Origin of the sequence: Paraconexibacter sp. AEG42_29, assembly GCF_040581415.1 — a bacterium.
GTDB lineage: Bacteria > Actinomycetota > Thermoleophilia > Solirubrobacterales > Solirubrobacteraceae > Paraconexibacter.
Genome location: NZ_CP114014.1, coordinates 1,387,135 through 1,403,107, shown reverse-complemented (window position 1 = coordinate 1,403,107; position 15,973 = coordinate 1,387,135). Strand labels below are relative to the sequence as shown.

Below are 15,973 nucleotides of genomic sequence, written 5' to 3'. Positions count from 1 at the left end.
CTGCGGCAGGATCGCGTAGCTCGACTCGGGGAATGTGCATGGCCAAGAGTGCCGGCGGGACGACCACCACGACGACCAACGGCACCGCTGCCGGGTCGCCCGCTGCACCGCCCGACGAGGTCCTCCAGCGGCTGCACGAGGCCCTGCGCGCCGCCGCCGACGGGGACTTCGGCCAGCGCCTCCCGGCCCGCCGCAAGGGCGTCATGGGCGAGATCGAGGCCGCCTTCAACGAGCTCGTCGACCGCAACGCCCAGCTGAACGCCGAGCTCCTCCGCCTCGGCCGCGTCGTCGGCCGCGAGGGCCGCATGGTCGAGCGCGCCCGCCTCGGTGACGCCCGCGGCGACTTCAAGATCGCCCTGGAGTCCGTCAACGGCCTGGTCGACGACCTCGTCCGGCCCACCACCGAGGTCGCCCGCGTCATCGGCGCTGTCGCCGAGGGCGACCTCGGCCAGAAGATGGAGCTGCGCATCGACGGGCAGCCCCTGAAGGGCGAGTTCGCGCACATCGGCAAGACGGTCAACACGATGGTCGACCAGCTGTCCTCGTTCGCGGACGAGGTCACCCGCGTCGCCCGTGAGGTCGGCACCGAGGGCAAGCTCGGCGGCCAGGCCGCGGTCCCTGGCGTGTCGGGCACCTGGAAGGACCTCACCGACAACGTCAACTTCATGGCGACGAACCTCACCGACCAGGTGCGGAACATCGCCCAGGTCACCACCGCGGTGGCCTACGGGGACCTCAGCCAGAAGATCACCGTCGATCCCCGCGGCGAGGTCCTCGAGCTCAAGAACACCATCAACACGATGGTCGACCAGCTGCGCTCGTTCGCGGACGAGGTCACCCGCGTCGCGCGTGAGGTGGGCACCGAGGGCAAGCTCGGCGGCCAGGCCGCGGTCCCCGGCGTGGCCGGCACGTGGAAGGACCTCACCGACAACGTCAACTTCATGGCGTCCAACCTGACCGGTCAGGTGCGCGGCATCGCGCAGGTGGCGACCGCGGTGGCCAAGGGCGACCTGTCGCAGAAGATCACCGTCGAGGCGACCGGCGAAGTCGGCGCACTGGCCGACACGATCAACTCGATGACCGACACGCTGTCCGTCTTCGCCGAGCAGGTGACGGGCGTCGCGCGCGAGGTCGGGACGGAGGGCAAGCTCGGCGGGCAGGCCTTCGTCCCCGGCGTCTCCGGCACCTGGAAGGACCTGACGGACAACGTCAACTCGATGGCGGCGAACCTCACCGACCAGGTGCGCAACATCGCCCAGGTCACGACCGCGGTGGCCGAAGGCGACCTGTCCCAGAAGATCACCGTCGACGCCAAGGGCGAGGTCCTGCAGCTCAAGGACACCATCAACACCATGGTCGAGCAGCTGTCCTCGTTCGGCGACGAGGTCACGCGCGTGGCGCGCGAGGTGGGGACGGACGGCCGCCTCGGCGGCCAGGCGTTCGTCCCGGGCGTGGCCGGCATCTGGAAGGACCTGACGGAGAACGTCAACTCGCTGGCGACGAACCTCACCGACCAGGTGCGCAACATCGCCCAGGTCACCACGGCCGTGGCCAAGGGCGACCTCTCGCAGAAGATCACGGTCGACGTGAAGGGCGAGGTCCTCCAGCTGAAGAACACCATCAACACGATGGTCGACCAGCTGTCCTCGTTCGCGGACGAGGTCACCCGCGTCGCCCGCGAGGTCGGCACCGAGGGCGCGCTCGGCGGTCAGGCCGAGGTCGCCGGCGTGTCCGGCACGTGGCGCGACCTGACCGAGAACGTGAACTTCATGGCCCGCAACCTGACCGACCAGGTGCGGAACATCGCGGCGGTGACGACGGCCGTCGCCGAGGGGGACCTGTCGAAGAAGATCACCGTCGACGCCCGCGGCGAGATCCTCGAGCTCAAGGACACCATCAACACGATGGTCGACCAGCTGCGCGCGTTCGCCGCCGAGGTCACCCGCGTGGCCCGCGAGGTCGGCACCGAGGGCAAGCTCGGCGGGCAGGCCGAGGCGCCGGGGGTCAGCGGCACCTGGAAGGGCCTCACCGAGAACGTGAACCTGATGGCGACGAACCTGACCGACCAGGTCCGCGGCATCGCCACCGTCACCACCGCCGTCGCCAACGGCGACCTGTCGAAGAAGATCACGGTCGAGGCCAAGGGCGAGGTCGCCGCGCTGGCGGACACGATCAACACGATGGTCGACCAGCTGTCCTCGTTCGCGGACGAGGTCACCCGCGTCGCCCGCGAGGTCGGCACCGAGGGCAAGCTCGGCGGCCAGGCCAAGGTCGAGGACGTCAGCGGCACCTGGCGCGACCTGACGAACAACGTGAACTTCATGGCCGCCAACCTGACGAGCCAGGTGCGGAACATCGCCCACGTGGCGACGGCGGTGGCCGGCGGCGACCTCAGCCAGAAGATCACCGTCGACGCCCAGGGGGAGATCGCCGGGCTGAAGGAGACGCTGAACGTGATGGTCGACCAGCTGTCCTCGTTCGCGGACGAGGTCACCCGCGTCGCGCGCGAGGTCGGCACCGAGGGCAAGCTCGGCGGTCAGGCCAAGGTCGAGGGCGTGAGCGGCACCTGGCGCGACCTGACCGAGAACGTCAACCAGCTCGCCGGCAACCTGACGACCCAGGTGCGCGCGATCGGCGAGGTCTCGACCGCCGTGACCCAGGGCGACCTGACGCGGACGATCGCCGTCGAGGCCCAGGGCGAGGTCGCGGAGCTGAAGGACAACATCAACCAGATGATCGAGAACCTCCGCGAGACCACGAAGGTCAACGCGGAGCAGGACTGGCTGAAGACGAACCTCGCGCGGATCTCGGGCATGCTCCAGGGCCAGCGGGACCTGCAGGCCGTCACGCAGCTGATCATGAGCGAGGTGACGCCCGTCGTCTCCGCGCAGCACGGCGCGTTCTTCCTCAGCGAGCAGGGCGACCTGGATGGTGACGGCGACGACGTCGAGCTCGAGCTGATCGCTGCGTACGGCTACCGCCCGCACGGCGAGGTGCCGACGCGCTTCCGCCTCGGGGAGGGCCTCGTCGGCCAGGTGGCCCGCGAGGCGCGCTCGGTCACGATCACCGACGTCCCGGGCGACTACGTGAAGATCGGCTCCGCGCTCGGCGAGGCGTCCCCCGCCCAGATCGTCGTCATGCCGATCACCTTCGAGGAGCAGGTCCTGGGCGTCATCGAGCTCGCGTCGCTGCGGCCGTTCACGCCGGTCAACCGCGGCTTCCTGGACCAGCTCGCGGAGACCATCGGCGTCGTCCTGAACACCCTGCGCGCGAACATGCGCACCGAGGAGCTGCTGTCCCAGTCCCAGGCGCTGACCCACGAGCTGCAGAAGCAGTCCGAGGAGCTGCGCCAGACCAACGACGAGCTGCAGGACAAGACCCTCGTCCTGCAGCAGCAGAACCGCGACATCGAGATCAAGAACGCGGAGATCGAGCTGGCGCGCGCCGGGCTGGAGGACAAGGCCGCCCAGCTGGCGCTCTCTTCGAAGTACAAGTCCGAGTTCCTGGCGAACATGAGCCACGAGCTGCGCACACCGCTGAACAGCCTCCTGATCCTGTCCCGGATGCTGTCGGACAACGAGGAGGACAACCTCACGGCCACCCAGGTCGAGTTCGCCAACACGATCCACGGCGCAGGGAACGACCTGCTCGCGCTGATCAACGACATCCTCGACCTGTCCAAGGTCGAGGCCGGCAAGATGGACCTCAACGCGGGCCCGGTCGCGCTGAGCGACCTGTGCGACGACATGGAGCGCTCGTTCCGTCCGGTCGCCGAGCAGAACCACCTGGCGTTCGCGATCGAGCGGGCGAAGAACCTGCCGGCCGCGATCGTCACCGACGAGCAGCGCCTGCAGCAGGTCCTGCGCAACCTGCTCTCCAACGCGTTCAAGTTCACCGAGGCGGGTTCGGTCCGGCTGCGGATCGCCCCCGGCGAGCGCGGCACCGTCGAGTTCACCGTGCTGGACACCGGCGTGGGCATCGCCGAGGAGAAGCTCGGCCTGATCTTCGAAGCCTTCCAGCAGGCGGACGGGACGACGTCCCGGCGCTACGGCGGCACCGGCCTGGGCCTCTCGATCAGCCGCGAGATCGCGCGGCTGCTCGGCGGCGAGCTGAACGTCATCAGCGTCATCGGCGAGGGCAGCGCCTTCACGCTCGCGCTGCCCGCCAGCCCGCGGCTGGCCGAGGTCCCGCCGGCCCGCCCGCCGCAGCCGCAGATGCAGGCCGCGAACGAGACGACGACACCGTCGCCGGCCGCCGCAGCCGTCCAGGACCCGGACGACGACTCCCGCGAGCACACGCTGCTCGCGTTCGAGGGCATCGAGGACGACCGCGCCGGCCTGCGGCCCGGCGACCGCGTGCTGCTCGTGATCGCCCACGACTCGGCGCGGGCCGCCGAGGTCCTCACCGCCGCCCGCGACCGCGACTTCAAGGTCCTGGTCGCCCGCCGCGCGCCGATGGGCCTCGCGCTCGCCCGCGAGCACCGCCCGGACGCGGTCCTGATCTTCGCCGGCGACGGCCGCGGCGACGTCCTGCTCTCGCAGCTCAAGCAGGACCCCGAGACGCGCCACCGCCCCGCGTTCGTCGTCGGCCAGCCGGGCAGAAGGTTCGCCGCTCTGCGCGCGGGCGCGGCGGGCGCGTACGGGGAGCTCGCAGGCGGTGAGCTCGTCGACCACGTCGCCGCGGCGCTGACCGCCCTGGCCTCCCGGACGGTCAAGCAGCTCACGGTCATCGGCGACGGCAGCGAGCTGGACCCGGCCACCCTCACGCTGCTCGGGGCCGGCGACGACGTCGAGCTGCGCACGATCCCCTACGACGGGGCCCTCGCGACCCTCCGCGCTGAGCGCCCGGACTGCGTGGTGATCCCGGCGGGGGCGTCGCTCACCCCCGCCCTCGCGCTGCTCGAGGAGGCTGCCGGCGACGACCGCCTGCGGGACCTGCCGTTCGTCGTCTACGCGCCGGAAGCCCACGCCGAGCGCAGCCGCCTGGAGCCGCTGGCCGGACGCGTGAACGCGAAGGCCGTCGCGTCGCCGGAGCGCCTCGTGGACGAGACGGCGCTGTTCCTGCACCGGATGGAGGCCCGCCTCCCCGCCCCCACGCGCAAGCTCCTCTCCCAGCTGCGGACCGCGGACTCGATCTTCCTCGGCAAGCGCATCCTGATCGTGGACGACGACGTGCGGAACGTCTTTGCGCTCACGAGCGCCCTGGAGATGCGCGGCATGAAGGTGCTCTACGCCGAGAACGGTCGCGAGGGGCTCAAGCGCCTCAGCGAGCACAAGACCGACCTCGTCCTGCTCGACGTGATGATGCCGGAGATGGACGGCTACGAGACGGCGCGCGCGATCCGCACCCAGCCGCGGTTCGAGGCGCTGCCGATCATCTCGCTGACCGCCAAGGCGATGAAGGGCGACCGCGAGAAGTGCATCGAGGCGGGGGCGTCCGACTACATCACCAAGCCCGTGGACATGGACCAGCTGCTGTCCCTCATGCGGGTCTGGCTGCAGGCCTGATCGATCGTGCTCCCCGCCGGCTCCCTCACCACCACCGCCCCCGCCGACCGTCCGAGCGTCCTGCTCGTGGACGACCGCGTCGAGAACCTCATCACGCTCGAGGCGGTCCTCGGCCCGCTCGACCTGCAGCTCGTCCGCGTCACGTCGGGTGAGGACGCCCTGCGCGCCCTGCTCGAGCAGGACTTCGCCGCTGTCATCCTCGACGTGCAGATGCCGGGGATGGACGGGTTCGAGACGGCCAGCTACATCCGGCGGCGGCCCCGCTCGCGCCTGACGCCGATCATCTTCCTCAGCGCGGTCAGCACCGACGTCTCACACGTCACCCGCGGGTACGAGGCCGGCGCGGTCGACTACGTCCTGAAGCCGTTCGACCCCGCGATCCTGCGCTCGAAGGTCGCGGTCTTCGCCGACCTGGAGCTCGAGCGGCGCGCCCGCCTGCGCAGCGAATCGCTGCTGCTCGGCGCGATGCGGTCGTCCCCCAACGGCCTGGGGATCGCCGACGCGGCCGGGGTCGTCGTCCACGCCAACCCGGCGATGGCCGCGCTGCTCGGCCGGCCGGCCGGCGCGCTCGAGGGCGAGACGCTCCCCGACCTCTTCGGCGGCCTGGCGCCGGGGGACGAGGTCCTGCGCAAGCTCGGCGCGCTGCAGCAGCCCGGTGACCGCTTCGAGGTCGAGCTCGAGCTGCGCACGGGAGTCCCGGTGCAGCTAGTGGCGTCGCTGGTCTCCGAGGCCGAAGGCCAGGTTCTCGTCGAGCTGTGGGACCTGCGCGGCCGGATCGAGGTCGAGCGCGCGCGGCTCGCGCTCGCCGGCGAGCAGGCCGCCCGCGTCAAGGCCGAGGCGCTGTACGAGCGCGAGCACGAGATCGCCTCGACGCTCCAGCAGGCGCTGCTGCCGGCCGAGCTGCCGGTCACCCCCGGCCTGGCGATCGCCACGCACTTCGAGGCCGGCGGCGAGGGCACCCAGGTCGGCGGCGACTGGTTCGACACCTTCACCCTGCCCGGCGGCCGGATTGGTCTGCTCGTCGGGGACGTGTCCGGCCGCGGGGTCGACGCGGCCTCCCGGATGGGCCAGCTGCGCAGCGTCGCCCGCGCGTACGCGCTCGAGGGCCATCCGCCGACCGAGGTCGTGGAACGGCTGAACGCGTTCCACCAGGTCCTGGCTCCCGACGACATGACCACGCTGATCTATGCGGTGGTCGAACCCGACCGCAACGTCGTCCGGATCGTCAACGCCGGGCATCCGCCGGCGGCCATCGCGGTTCCGGGCGCCCAGCCGCGGCTCGTGGACGGCAGCTGCCCGGCGCTCGGCGTCGTCGACGTGTGCGACGCCGAAGAGGTCGTCGTCGCGTTCCCGGCGGACGCCGTCCTCGTCCTCTACACCGATGGCCTCGTCGAGCGCCGCAGCGAGGGGATCGAGACCGGGCTCGCTCGGCTGCTGGGCGCCCTCGGCCAGGCGCCGGACATCGAGACGACGCGCGGCCGCATCCTCGACGCGTGCGGGACCGCCGCCGGGGACGACGTGACGGTCCTGTGCGCGCGGGCGGCACCGCGCCTGGGCCTGGAGGTCTCGCTCACGCTGCTGCCGGAGCCGAACGGCGTCGCGGCCGCTCGCCGGCTGCTGCGCCGCTGGCTCCACGAGGTCGGGGTCGACGCGGAGGACAGCGTCGGCCTCGTGCTCGCCGCCAACGAGGCGTGGCAGAACGCCATCGAACACGGGCACGACTTCGCTCCCCGGCCCGTCCTGGTCGACTTCGCCCGCGGCGCCGACGACGTGACGATCCGCATCCGCGACGTCGGCGGCCGCGGCCTACCGCCGGGGGACCCGGACCGCGGGCGCGGGATCGAGCTCATGCGCGCGCACGTCGACGACCTCGACCTGAACCTCGGGACCCCTTGGGGCGGCGTGGTCGTCCTGCGGCGCCTGGTCGGAGCGGCCCGGGCCGGCTGAGGTACGGCGGCGCAGACGCCCTGGCCGCCACGCATGGGTTGCGGCGGCACCCTGCCGCGCGCCCGACTACCCTTCCCCTGCCCGGGCCCGCCGGTCCGGGGCGCCTGCGTCATGGGATATCTCCAGCTCGCCAACCTCGCCCGGACCGCCAACGCGCGGGTCAACACCGCCCGGGACCTCGACGCGCGCTGGAAGGCGCTCGGGCCGGACGGCCAGGAGGCAGCGAGGACGGAATGGGACAACCTGAAGGCCGCCCTGGGCGCGGTCCGGACGCGCCTGGAGGCCGGGCCGCGCGGCTTCATGCGCGAGTTCAACGCCGCCCGCAAGGGCGAGGAGCCCGAAGCCGTCCCCGACCCGCGCCCGCTCGGGGAGCTCGTCCGGGACCTGCACGTGGCGACCGAGGCCCTGCGGGCGAAGCTTGACGCGACCGAGGCGGCCGTCCCGGCAGGAGCAGAGGACGAAGCGGAGCTGTCGACGCTGTCCGTCGAGCCCGAGCCGCCGGCCGCGCCGGGCGAGTCGCCGGCCGAGACGCCGGACCCGGAGGTACCTCCCGCTGCACCCCGGAACGGGACTCCCCCAGTCACCGACAGCTAGGCGTTGCCCGAGCCGGGCGACTCGGCTGACCGCGCCTGTCGCTCCGGTCGTACCCGTCACACCTGTGGCCCCCGCTGCACCCGGGCGCCGCACTCACGCCAGAAGCGGTGCCGCTCTGGTCACGGGACGGCCCCGGACGCAAAGAAGCCCCGCGGCGGGCGGGGCTTCTGTTGCTTCCCGCGGCTGGGTCGTCGACCGCGGTCCTGCTGCTCTAGTCGGGGCGAGAGGATTTGAACCTCCGACCTCGCCGACCCGAACGGCGCGCGCTACCAGGCTGCGCCACGCCCCGATGAGGCCGACGAAGTATCTCAGGTTCGCGGCCGCGGCGACGCGTGGCCCCGGTGCGTGGCGCGTGCGATCAGCGGCCGGCGCCGGCGACGGCCTTGAAGTACCGCACTGCCAGCCCGGTGATGAGCGTCTGGAACGCCGTGTCCATGCCGACTTCCTCGTGCTGGGCCCAGCGCTGCAGGCCGAGCCGCTCGATGTCCTCCGCCTGGCCGATCACGTCGTCCATCAGCTCGGGATGGCGGTCGCAGAAGTACGCGCCGATCGAGTACAGGCTCGTGTCGGTGAGCGACTCGAGGAACGCGTCGGCCGGCAGGTCGTGGCCAGGATCAGGGGGTCCGGAGGGGGTCAATCACCCGCGACGATACCGCTCGCGCCCGTGACGGCAGCGGTCGCGGTCGCCGCGGCGCCTTCGACCTGCCCGCCGAGCTCGGACAACGCATCCTCGACCCGCTGAACGGCGGCCGTGACCGGAACGGCGGGCAACGGGAGCGTGGCCGCGGGCCGGCCGGGCGTCCTGCTCAGCGGCTCGAGGATCTGCTTGGCCGACTCGGGCAGCGCGGCGGCGGCCGGCGCGGCGGCCGCCGTGGGCTTCGCGGCCGCGGGCGCCGGCGCCGGCGGCGTGCCACCGCCCGGCGGGAACCCGATGCGGTGCGCGACCGGTCCCTTCGACACCGTGAGCTGCTCCTCGACGCGGCGTACGACCGGTGCGGCGACGACCGCCGGCGCGACGAGCGCGGTGGCGACGGGGAGCAGGACGGGCTTGCTCGCGGCCCGGCGCGCGGACGACGCGGGTGCGGGCCGCTCGACCGCGCCGGCGCTGGACCGGGCGGACGGAGCGCGGTCGGGGCGGTCGAGGCTGTGGCCGGCCCCCACGCCGACGGCGGCGACCGTCGCGGCGGCTGCGGCCGCCTTCACCCAGCCGGCGAGGGCAGGGTCCAGCGAGGACGACAGCTGCACCGCCCACTGCGCAGCGGACGACCCGTGGCCGCCCCCGGGTGCGACGGGGAGATCGGCGGTCCCGCGCCGCCGCAGGAAGGCCGGCAGCGGCAGGAAAGCAGCGACCCGGGCACGGGTCACCGTCCGCGCCTTGACCTCGAGGCCGGCGGCCAGAGCGGTCCGGCGGCAGGGCTGGCAGTGCGAGATGTGGACGGCGAGGCGCCGCCGGTCGCGGATCCCGGGCGTGATCTCGCCGGCGCCGGCGATGATGCCCTGCACGCGACGGCAGCGCTCGCCGCTGACGAGCTCCTGGTACTCCTCGGCCAGCCGGCGACGGGCGCGGAACAGCGTCGACTCGACGGCCGGGCGGCTCATGCCGAGCTGCTCGCCGATCTGGCGGTAGCTCAGGCCCTCGAGCTCGCGCATCACGAGGATCTGGTGGTGGGTCTCGCTCAGGCCGCCGAAGGCGCCGCAGAGGTTGTCGATCGCCTGCTTCTCGTCGACGACGGTGTCCGGGGTGCGGACCGAGGCCAGCACGCGGCCGTAGTCGGCGCCGCCATCGCCCTCGCCGGCGTCGTAGGAGACCTCCTCGCCGCGGCGCGAGCGCCGGAAGTGGTCGATGCACGCGTTCTTCGCGATCTCGTAGATCCACGGCTTGAACGCGATCGGCCGATCGGTCTCGCGCATCCGGCGGAGCGCCGAGATGAAGACCTCCTGGCTGATGTCCTCGGCACGGCCGTGGTCGCGCACCATGCCGTAGACGTACGCGGCCACACGCCGGTGGTACCGCTGGTACAGCTGCTCGAACGCCCGGTCGTCGCCGGTGCGGAGCGCGGCGACGAGCTCGTCGTCGGAGGTGTCGTCACCGCAGGCTCGCGTCGGTGCGAGACTGCGCAGCGTGGCCGTGGCGGTTGGTGTCATTCCCCGATCCCTGCCCCTCAGCCCTCATGGCCCCGGCGCTTGGAATGGGGACCATACCGTCGGCGCTCCGTCCTCCGCAAGGCTTTCCGTCCGTACTGAGACGTTTTTCAACACACTTCTATGCCACCGATCGACACACTCATAAACACCCTTGACGGGCTGCTGAAGCCCGGTGGCTACAGGGACTACTGCCCCAACGGCCTCCAGGTCCCGGGGCCGGAGCACGTCACGCGCGTCATCACCGGCGTCTCGGCCCACGCGGAGCTGTTCGAGGCCGCAGCGCAGCGGGGCGCCGACCTGGTGCTCGTCCACCACGGGCTGTTCTGGAACAGCGGCCCGCGGGCGCTGGATCGCGTGGCGGTCCGGCGGCTGCGACTGCTGTTCGACCACGACATCGCCCTCGCGGCCTACCACCTGCCGCTCGACGGCCATCAGGAGCACGGCAACAACGCGCTGCTGGCCGCGGCGCTCGGCGCGGAGTCCTGGGTCCCGTTCGCCGAATACAAGGGCAGCCCGATCGGGGTCGCCGCCACCTTCTCAGGGGACGGGATCAGCCGCGCCGAGCTCGTCGACCGCGTCCGGACGGCCACCGCAGGCCGGGAGCCACTCGCGTTCCTCGACGGCCCCGATCCCGTCCGCCGCATCGGCATCGTGTCCGGGGCCGCGGCCGACCACATCCACGACGCGCTCGACGCCGGCCTGGACGCGTTCCTGACCGGAGAGCCGTCGGAGCGGATCATGGCGGTCGCACGCGACTACGGCATCACGTTCATCGCGGCAGGCCACCACGCGACCGAGCGGTTCGGCGTGCGGCGGCTCGGCGAGCTCCTGGCCGAGCGGCACGGCGTCGAGCACGAGTTCGTCGACGTCCCGAACCCCATCTGACCGGAGACCCCGCCCACGCCGGTTCCCGCGCGCGGGTGTCCCGAGCGGCTTAGGATCGCTCCATGGAGGCATCGAAGACCACGTCCACGACGATCGCCGACCTGCTGCCGCGCGCAGCCGAGCAGTTCGCCGGGCGGGTCGCGGTCAGGTACAAGTCCGGCGGCGCCTGGCACGACGTGACGTTCGACGAGGTCGGGCGGATCGTGTCGGAGATCGGCCGCGGCCTGATCGACCTCGGCCTGCAGCAGGGCGACCGCCTGTGCCTGCTCGCGAACACGCGCCCCGAGTGGAGCTACTGCGACTTCGGCGCGGTGACCGCGGGCATCACGGTCGTCCCGGTCTACCAGACGAACTCGCCGGCCGAGTGCCAGTGGGTCGCCGGCGACTCCGCCGCGCGCGCGATCATCTGCGAGGACGCCGAGCAGGTGGCCAAGATCGTGGCCGTCCGCGCCGAGCTGCCGGCCCTCGAGCACATCGTGGTGATGGAGCCCTCGCCGGAGACCGACGCCGCGGGGGCCATCCCGCTCGCGGTCCTGCGCGAGCGTGGCCGCGGCGTCGACGAGGCCGTGCTCCGAGCCCGCACCGAGGCCGTTCCGCCCGAGCTGCCCCTGAAGTTCATCTACACGTCGGGGACGACCGGGCCCCCGAAGGGCTGCGTGCTCACCCACGCCAACTACCGCACCGTGCTCGACATGGTCGCCTCGCGCGGGCTGCTGTCGCGGGGGGACGACGTCGTCTACCTGTTCCTCCCGCTGGCCCACTCGTACGCGCTGCTGCTGCAGCTCGCGTGCTTCGACAGCGGCGCCTGCCTCGCGTACTGGGGACGTGACCCGCAGCAGGTCATCGCCGAGCTCAGCGAGGTCCAGCCGACGTACCTGCCCTCGGTCCCGCGGATCTTCGAGAAGCTCTACACGCGGGTGACCGCGGCGGCGCCGCCGGAGCTGATCGCGGGTGCGACCCAGATCGGCCTGAAGGTCCGTGCGCTGCAGGCGGCGGGCGATCCTGTCCCCAGCGAGCTGCAGGCGCAGTTCGACGCGGCCGACCTGCAGCTGTTCAGCAAGGTGCGGGCCGCGTTCGGCGGCCGGGTCGAGGAGGCGGTCACCGGGGCCGCCCCGATCAGCAGGAACATCCTCGAGTTCTTCTACGCCTGCGGCGTCCCGGTCCTCGAGGGGTACGGGATGACGGAGACCGCCACCGTCGCGACGACGTCCACACGCGAGCATCACCGGTTCGGCTCGGTCGGCCGCGCGCTGCCGGGCGTCGACGTCCGGATCGCCGAGGAGGACGGCGAGATCCTGATCCGCGGCGGCAACGTCTTCGCCGGCTACCACGGCAACGCCGAGGCGTCGTTCGGCACGATCGTGGACGGCTGGCTGCACACCGGCGACATCGGCCGGCTCGACGAGGACGGCTACCTCTTCATCACGGGCCGCAAGAAGGACATCATCATCACCGCGGGCGGAAAGAACATCACGCCCGCGAACCTCGAGAACGACCTCAAGCAGACGCGCTGGGTCTCGCAGGCGGTGATGCACGGCGACCGGCGCCCGTACCCGGTGGTCCTCATCACGCTCGACGAGGAGGAGATCGTCCCGTGGGCGAAGGCCGAGGGCATCCAGGACACCTCGGTCGCGGCGCTGGCGTCGGATCCGCGCGTGCGCGCGCTCATCCAGGAGGTCGTCGACCGCGCCAACGCGAACTACGCGCCGGTCGAGCGCGTCAAGCGGTTCACCCTGCTCGAGCACGACCTCACGCAGGAAGGCGGCGAGCTCACGCCGACGATGAAGGTCAAGCGGGCCGTGGTTGCCGAGAAGTACGCGGCGCGGTTCGATGCCCTGTACGAGACGTAAGGCTCGTCGGGAGCCGCGCTCGGCGCCGGGTGCGAAGGTGCTGGTGCGCGCGTGGGCGAATACGCGGCAGGTGCGGCTGAACGCGGGTGTTCACGGCTAACCTGCGAGGAGTGCGTACCGACCCGACCGACAACGGCGGCCTGTTCGTCGGGCGGCGTCCCGGGACGGCCCCGGTGCAGTACCGCGACCTCCCCGACGTCGGCACGCGTGCGCGGCGGCGGGTCGACGGCGTCATCGCGGGGGTGCTGCTCACGCTGCAGGTGGCGCTGAACCTGCTGTTCTGGGGACCGATCCCGGCCGGGTCGCTGTGGGTGGCCTCGCAGGTCCAGTACCACGCGGGCAGCGTGTCGCTGGGCATCTTCGTCGGGTTCGCCGTCCTGCTGGCGGTCCTGTTCGCGGGGCTGGCGTTCCTCAAGCGCCTCGACCACGCCTGGGTCCTGGTGCGCCGGGCGGCGGGCCACGACCAGCGCGAGGGCGTCCTCGGCGTGATCTTCGGCGTCTGCGCCGTGGTCGGCGGGTCGGCGTTCCTCCTCTGGCTGCTGCTCATCGGCGGGCTCGGGTCGATGGCCGTGTCGGGTCAGGCCTGACGCCGGTCGCCGTGGGGCTCCTGGACCGCTATCGCCAGTTCGAGGCGCTGACCGAGGAAGAGGTCAACGTCGGCAAGCGCACCGTCGCGCGCGAACGCCGGGCGCGCGAGCTCGCCCGCGTCGAGCCACTCGACCTCGCGCGGACCACGTGGCCCGAGGTCCCGCCCGCCGACGTCGTCGGCGCGATCACCTTCGCGGCGCGCCGGGGCCTGCACCGGTACGTCGAGCGGGACGCGGCGACGCTGCGCGACGAGCTTGCGGCCCGGCACGGCGTGGACGCCGCGCGTGTGGTGGTCGGCGGCGGCGCGGCCCACCTGCTGGGTGCGGCCACCCAGGCGCTGGTCGAAGGACCGACCGACGAGCTGATCACCCCGTGGCCGTCGTACGGCCTCTACCCGCTGATGGCCCGCCGCGCGCGTGCCGTCGCGGTGCCGGTGGCCGGATTCGACGTCGACTCCGTCCTTGCCGCGGTCACCTCGCGGACGCGCCTGGTGGCGCTGTGCAACCCGAACGACCCCACCGGCGCGCTGCTCCCGACCGCCGAGCTGCGCCGCCTGCTCGGTGCGTTGCCCGAGCGTGTCGTCGTCCTGCTCGACGAGGCGCTGCGCGACTTCTGCACCGCCGAGGCGGTCGACGACACCGTCGCGCTGCTCGACGCGCACCCGCGGCTGCTGCTCTTCCGGACGTTCTCGAAGGCCTGGGGGCTCGCCGGCCTGCGCGTGGGCTACGCGATCGGTGCCGCCGGGGCGGAGCCGCTGCTCGACGGTCTGCGGCCGGAGCTCGGCCTGGACGAGCTCGCGCAGGCCGGCGCGCTCGAGGCGCTGCGCGGATACCCGGACATGGCGCGGCGACACGGTGCCCAGGTGGCGGCAGTCCGCGGGCAGCTCGGCGACGGGCTGCGTGGCCTCGGCTACTCGGTCGCCCCGAGCGAGGCGAACGTCCTCTGGGTCTCCGCCCGCGGCAGCCTGTCCGGCGGGCAGCTCGCCGGCGCGCTGCAGCGGCTCGGGATCGTCGTCGCCCCCGGCGGTCCGCTCGGCGACGAGGACCACGTCCGGCTGACCGTCCCCCACCGCGAGGACCTGGCGCTCCGGGTCCTGCGCGCGGCCGAGCTCGCCCGCGGGGACTGACGAACCCCGTCTACGGAAGGGGGCGGCGGTTCAGTCGGCGGGGCCGGAGGACTGCCGCAGCAGCGCCCCGGTCGTCTGCTCGAGGATCTTCCGCCAGGCGCGCGTGCGCTCGGGTTCCGCCCCGCCGAAGTGCTGCACGACCTTGCGCACGCGGGTTGCGGAGATCTCGATGCCGTGCCGCTCGCAGATGGCGGCGAAGCGGTCGTAGTCCTCGGTCAGCTTCAGGGTCACCGACTGGAACCCGTGCCGGGCGATGTCCGTCCGCGCTCCCGTGTTGAGCATCGACGTCTGGAACATCAGCTCGTCGTCGGGCTCCGGCTCGATGAGGATGATGTCGACCCCCGGGTATCGCGCCTCCCACTGCCGCGACATCTCGTGCAGCCGCTGGTACGCCAGCAGCTTGTACGCCTGGTAGCCGATCTGGGCGAAGCCGAAGTCGCTGACGTGCCGCGGGCGGGCGCCGAAGAGCGTCGGCACGGTCCGCGTGAAGTCGTTCACGTACGGCACGAGCGGGTTGATGACGACGATCAGCTTCGCTCCGGCCTCGACGGCGACGTCGATGTTCGTCGTCGACACGATGCCGCCGTCGACCAGGTGCCGGTCCCGGATCTTGGCGGGCTTGTAGATCATCGGCATCGCCGTCGACGCGCGCACCGCGGTGGAGATCGGGATGTCGTCCCAGCCCTCGCTGCCCAGGATGATCCGCTCGCAGGTGTCGAGGTCGGTCGTCGGCAGGTAGAGCTCGCGCTCCAGGGCGCGGAAGTCGTCGGTGCGGTCGGGGTCGCTGAGGACGGACCGGACGTACTGCTCGATGCCGGACCCCGAGTAGAGCCCGCTCGGCAGCGTGCTGGCGAGGCCGATGACGACGTCGACCGCCGTCACGGACCCGATCCGCGGGCCGAGCTCCCGCGCGAGCGACAGCAGCCGCCACGGCAGCAGCGCGCCGGTCTTGGCGAACTCGCGGACGTTCGGGCGCAGCAGCTGGCCGAGGTCGATGTCGCGGAACGGCGTCGGGACCTGTCGGTTCACGACCCGCATCATCTCCTCGGGCGTGACGCCGTTGGCCGCCATCGAGGCGATCAGCGCGCCGGATGACGTCCCGACGTAGACGTCGTACTGGTTGACGGTCCGGTTGACGGACAGCAGGTCGAGCGCCCGGAGCGCCCCGATCTCGTACACCCCGCCCGTGAACCCTCCGCCGCCGAGGACGAGCGCGGTCTTCGAACGGCGCTTGCGGCGGCGCGCGGCTGCCCCGCGGCGCGCCGCGGCGGTCTTTTCGCGCCCCTCCCCGGGGTCGAGCTTGACGACCTTGCCCATTCGGCTCGTGAGTC

General features: G+C 72.4%; 10 protein-coding genes and 1 tRNA gene. 7 read left to right on the top strand and 4 right to left on the bottom strand.

Going from position 1 to position 15,973, the window contains the following annotated elements; translation table 11 throughout:
* The first annotated feature begins 38 nt into the window (after positions 1-38).
* The 3 genes from DSM112329_RS06770 to DSM112329_RS06760 all read left to right on the top strand — a co-directional run bounded on the left by DSM112329_RS06770 (position 39) and on the right by DSM112329_RS06760 (position 8,048).
* Positions 39-5,507, top strand: coding sequence for a HAMP domain-containing protein (locus DSM112329_RS06770; protein ID WP_354701044.1), 5,469 nt, complete (start codon positions 39-41; stop codon positions 5,505-5,507).
* A 6-nt stretch (positions 5,508-5,513) separates the two neighbouring features.
* Entirely contained in the window at positions 5,514-7,454 is a 1,941-nt protein-coding gene (locus DSM112329_RS06765) for a SpoIIE family protein phosphatase (protein WP_354701043.1), read from the top strand.
* 111 nt (positions 7,455-7,565) lie between these two features.
* Positions 7,566-8,048, top strand: a complete 483-nt coding sequence (locus DSM112329_RS06760; RefSeq protein ID WP_354701042.1) for a hypothetical protein — start codon at positions 7,566-7,568, stop codon at positions 8,046-8,048.
* A 215-nt stretch (positions 8,049-8,263) separates the two neighbouring features.
* On the opposite strand, the gene DSM112329_RS06755 is transcribed toward DSM112329_RS06760, so the two are convergent.
* The 3 genes from DSM112329_RS06755 to DSM112329_RS06745 all read right to left on the bottom strand — a co-directional run bounded on the left by DSM112329_RS06755 (position 8,264) and on the right by DSM112329_RS06745 (position 10,193).
* Positions 8,264-8,337: transfer RNA gene (locus DSM112329_RS06755), tRNA-Pro, on the bottom strand.
* A 69-nt stretch (positions 8,338-8,406) separates the two neighbouring features.
* Positions 8,407-8,685, bottom strand: a complete 279-nt coding sequence (locus DSM112329_RS06750; protein WP_354701041.1) for a hypothetical protein — start codon at positions 8,683-8,685, stop codon at positions 8,407-8,409.
* Complete coding sequence (locus DSM112329_RS06745) at positions 8,682-10,193, bottom strand: sigma-70 family RNA polymerase sigma factor (protein WP_354701040.1); 1,512 nt, start codon at positions 10,191-10,193, stop codon at positions 8,682-8,684. The genes DSM112329_RS06750 and DSM112329_RS06745 overlap by 4 nt, the downstream gene beginning before the upstream one ends.
* A gap of 120 nt (positions 10,194-10,313) precedes the next feature.
* On the opposite strand from DSM112329_RS06745, the gene DSM112329_RS06740 reads away from it, so the two are divergent.
* From DSM112329_RS06740 to DSM112329_RS06725, 4 genes are all read left to right on the top strand, one after another.
* A complete protein-coding gene (locus tag DSM112329_RS06740; protein ID WP_354701039.1) occupies positions 10,314-11,078 on the top strand; it encodes a Nif3-like dinuclear metal center hexameric protein in 765 nt (254 codons plus the stop codon).
* A 62-nt stretch (positions 11,079-11,140) separates the two neighbouring features.
* Positions 11,141-12,928, top strand: coding sequence for a long-chain fatty acid--CoA ligase (locus tag DSM112329_RS06735; RefSeq protein ID WP_354701038.1), 1,788 nt, complete (start codon positions 11,141-11,143; stop codon positions 12,926-12,928).
* A gap of 110 nt (positions 12,929-13,038) precedes the next feature.
* On the top strand, positions 13,039-13,515 hold the full coding sequence (locus tag DSM112329_RS06730) for a hypothetical protein (protein WP_354701037.1): 477 nt from the start codon (positions 13,039-13,041) through the stop codon (positions 13,513-13,515).
* 11 nt (positions 13,516-13,526) lie between these two features.
* On the top strand, positions 13,527-14,642 hold the full coding sequence (locus tag DSM112329_RS06725) for an aminotransferase class I/II-fold pyridoxal phosphate-dependent enzyme (protein WP_354701036.1): 1,116 nt from the start codon (positions 13,527-13,529) through the stop codon (positions 14,640-14,642).
* A gap of 30 nt (positions 14,643-14,672) precedes the next feature.
* Here the strand turns inward: DSM112329_RS06725 and DSM112329_RS06720 are convergent, their stop codons facing one another.
* Complete coding sequence (locus tag DSM112329_RS06720) at positions 14,673-15,959, bottom strand: patatin-like phospholipase family protein (RefSeq protein ID WP_354701035.1); 1,287 nt, start codon at positions 15,957-15,959, stop codon at positions 14,673-14,675.
* Positions 15,960-15,973: the final 14 nt, after the last annotated feature.

Coding starts and splice junctions, on each gene's coding strand:
- DSM112329_RS06735 (WP_354701038.1), top strand. CDS start 11,141: ATGGAGGCATCGAAGACCACGTCCACGACGATCGCCGACCTGCTGCCG.
- DSM112329_RS06720 (WP_354701035.1), bottom strand. CDS start 15,959: ATGGGCAAGGTCGTCAAGCTCGACCCCGGGGAGGGGCGCGAAAAGACC.
- DSM112329_RS06760 (WP_354701042.1), top strand. CDS start 7,566: ATGGGATATCTCCAGCTCGCCAACCTCGCCCGGACCGCCAACGCGCGG.
- DSM112329_RS06770 (WP_354701044.1), top strand. CDS start 39: ATGGCCAAGAGTGCCGGCGGGACGACCACCACGACGACCAACGGCACC.
- DSM112329_RS06740 (WP_354701039.1), top strand. CDS start 10,314: ATGCCACCGATCGACACACTCATAAACACCCTTGACGGGCTGCTGAAG.
- DSM112329_RS06745 (WP_354701040.1), bottom strand. CDS start 10,193: ATGACACCAACCGCCACGGCCACGCTGCGCAGTCTCGCACCGACGCGA.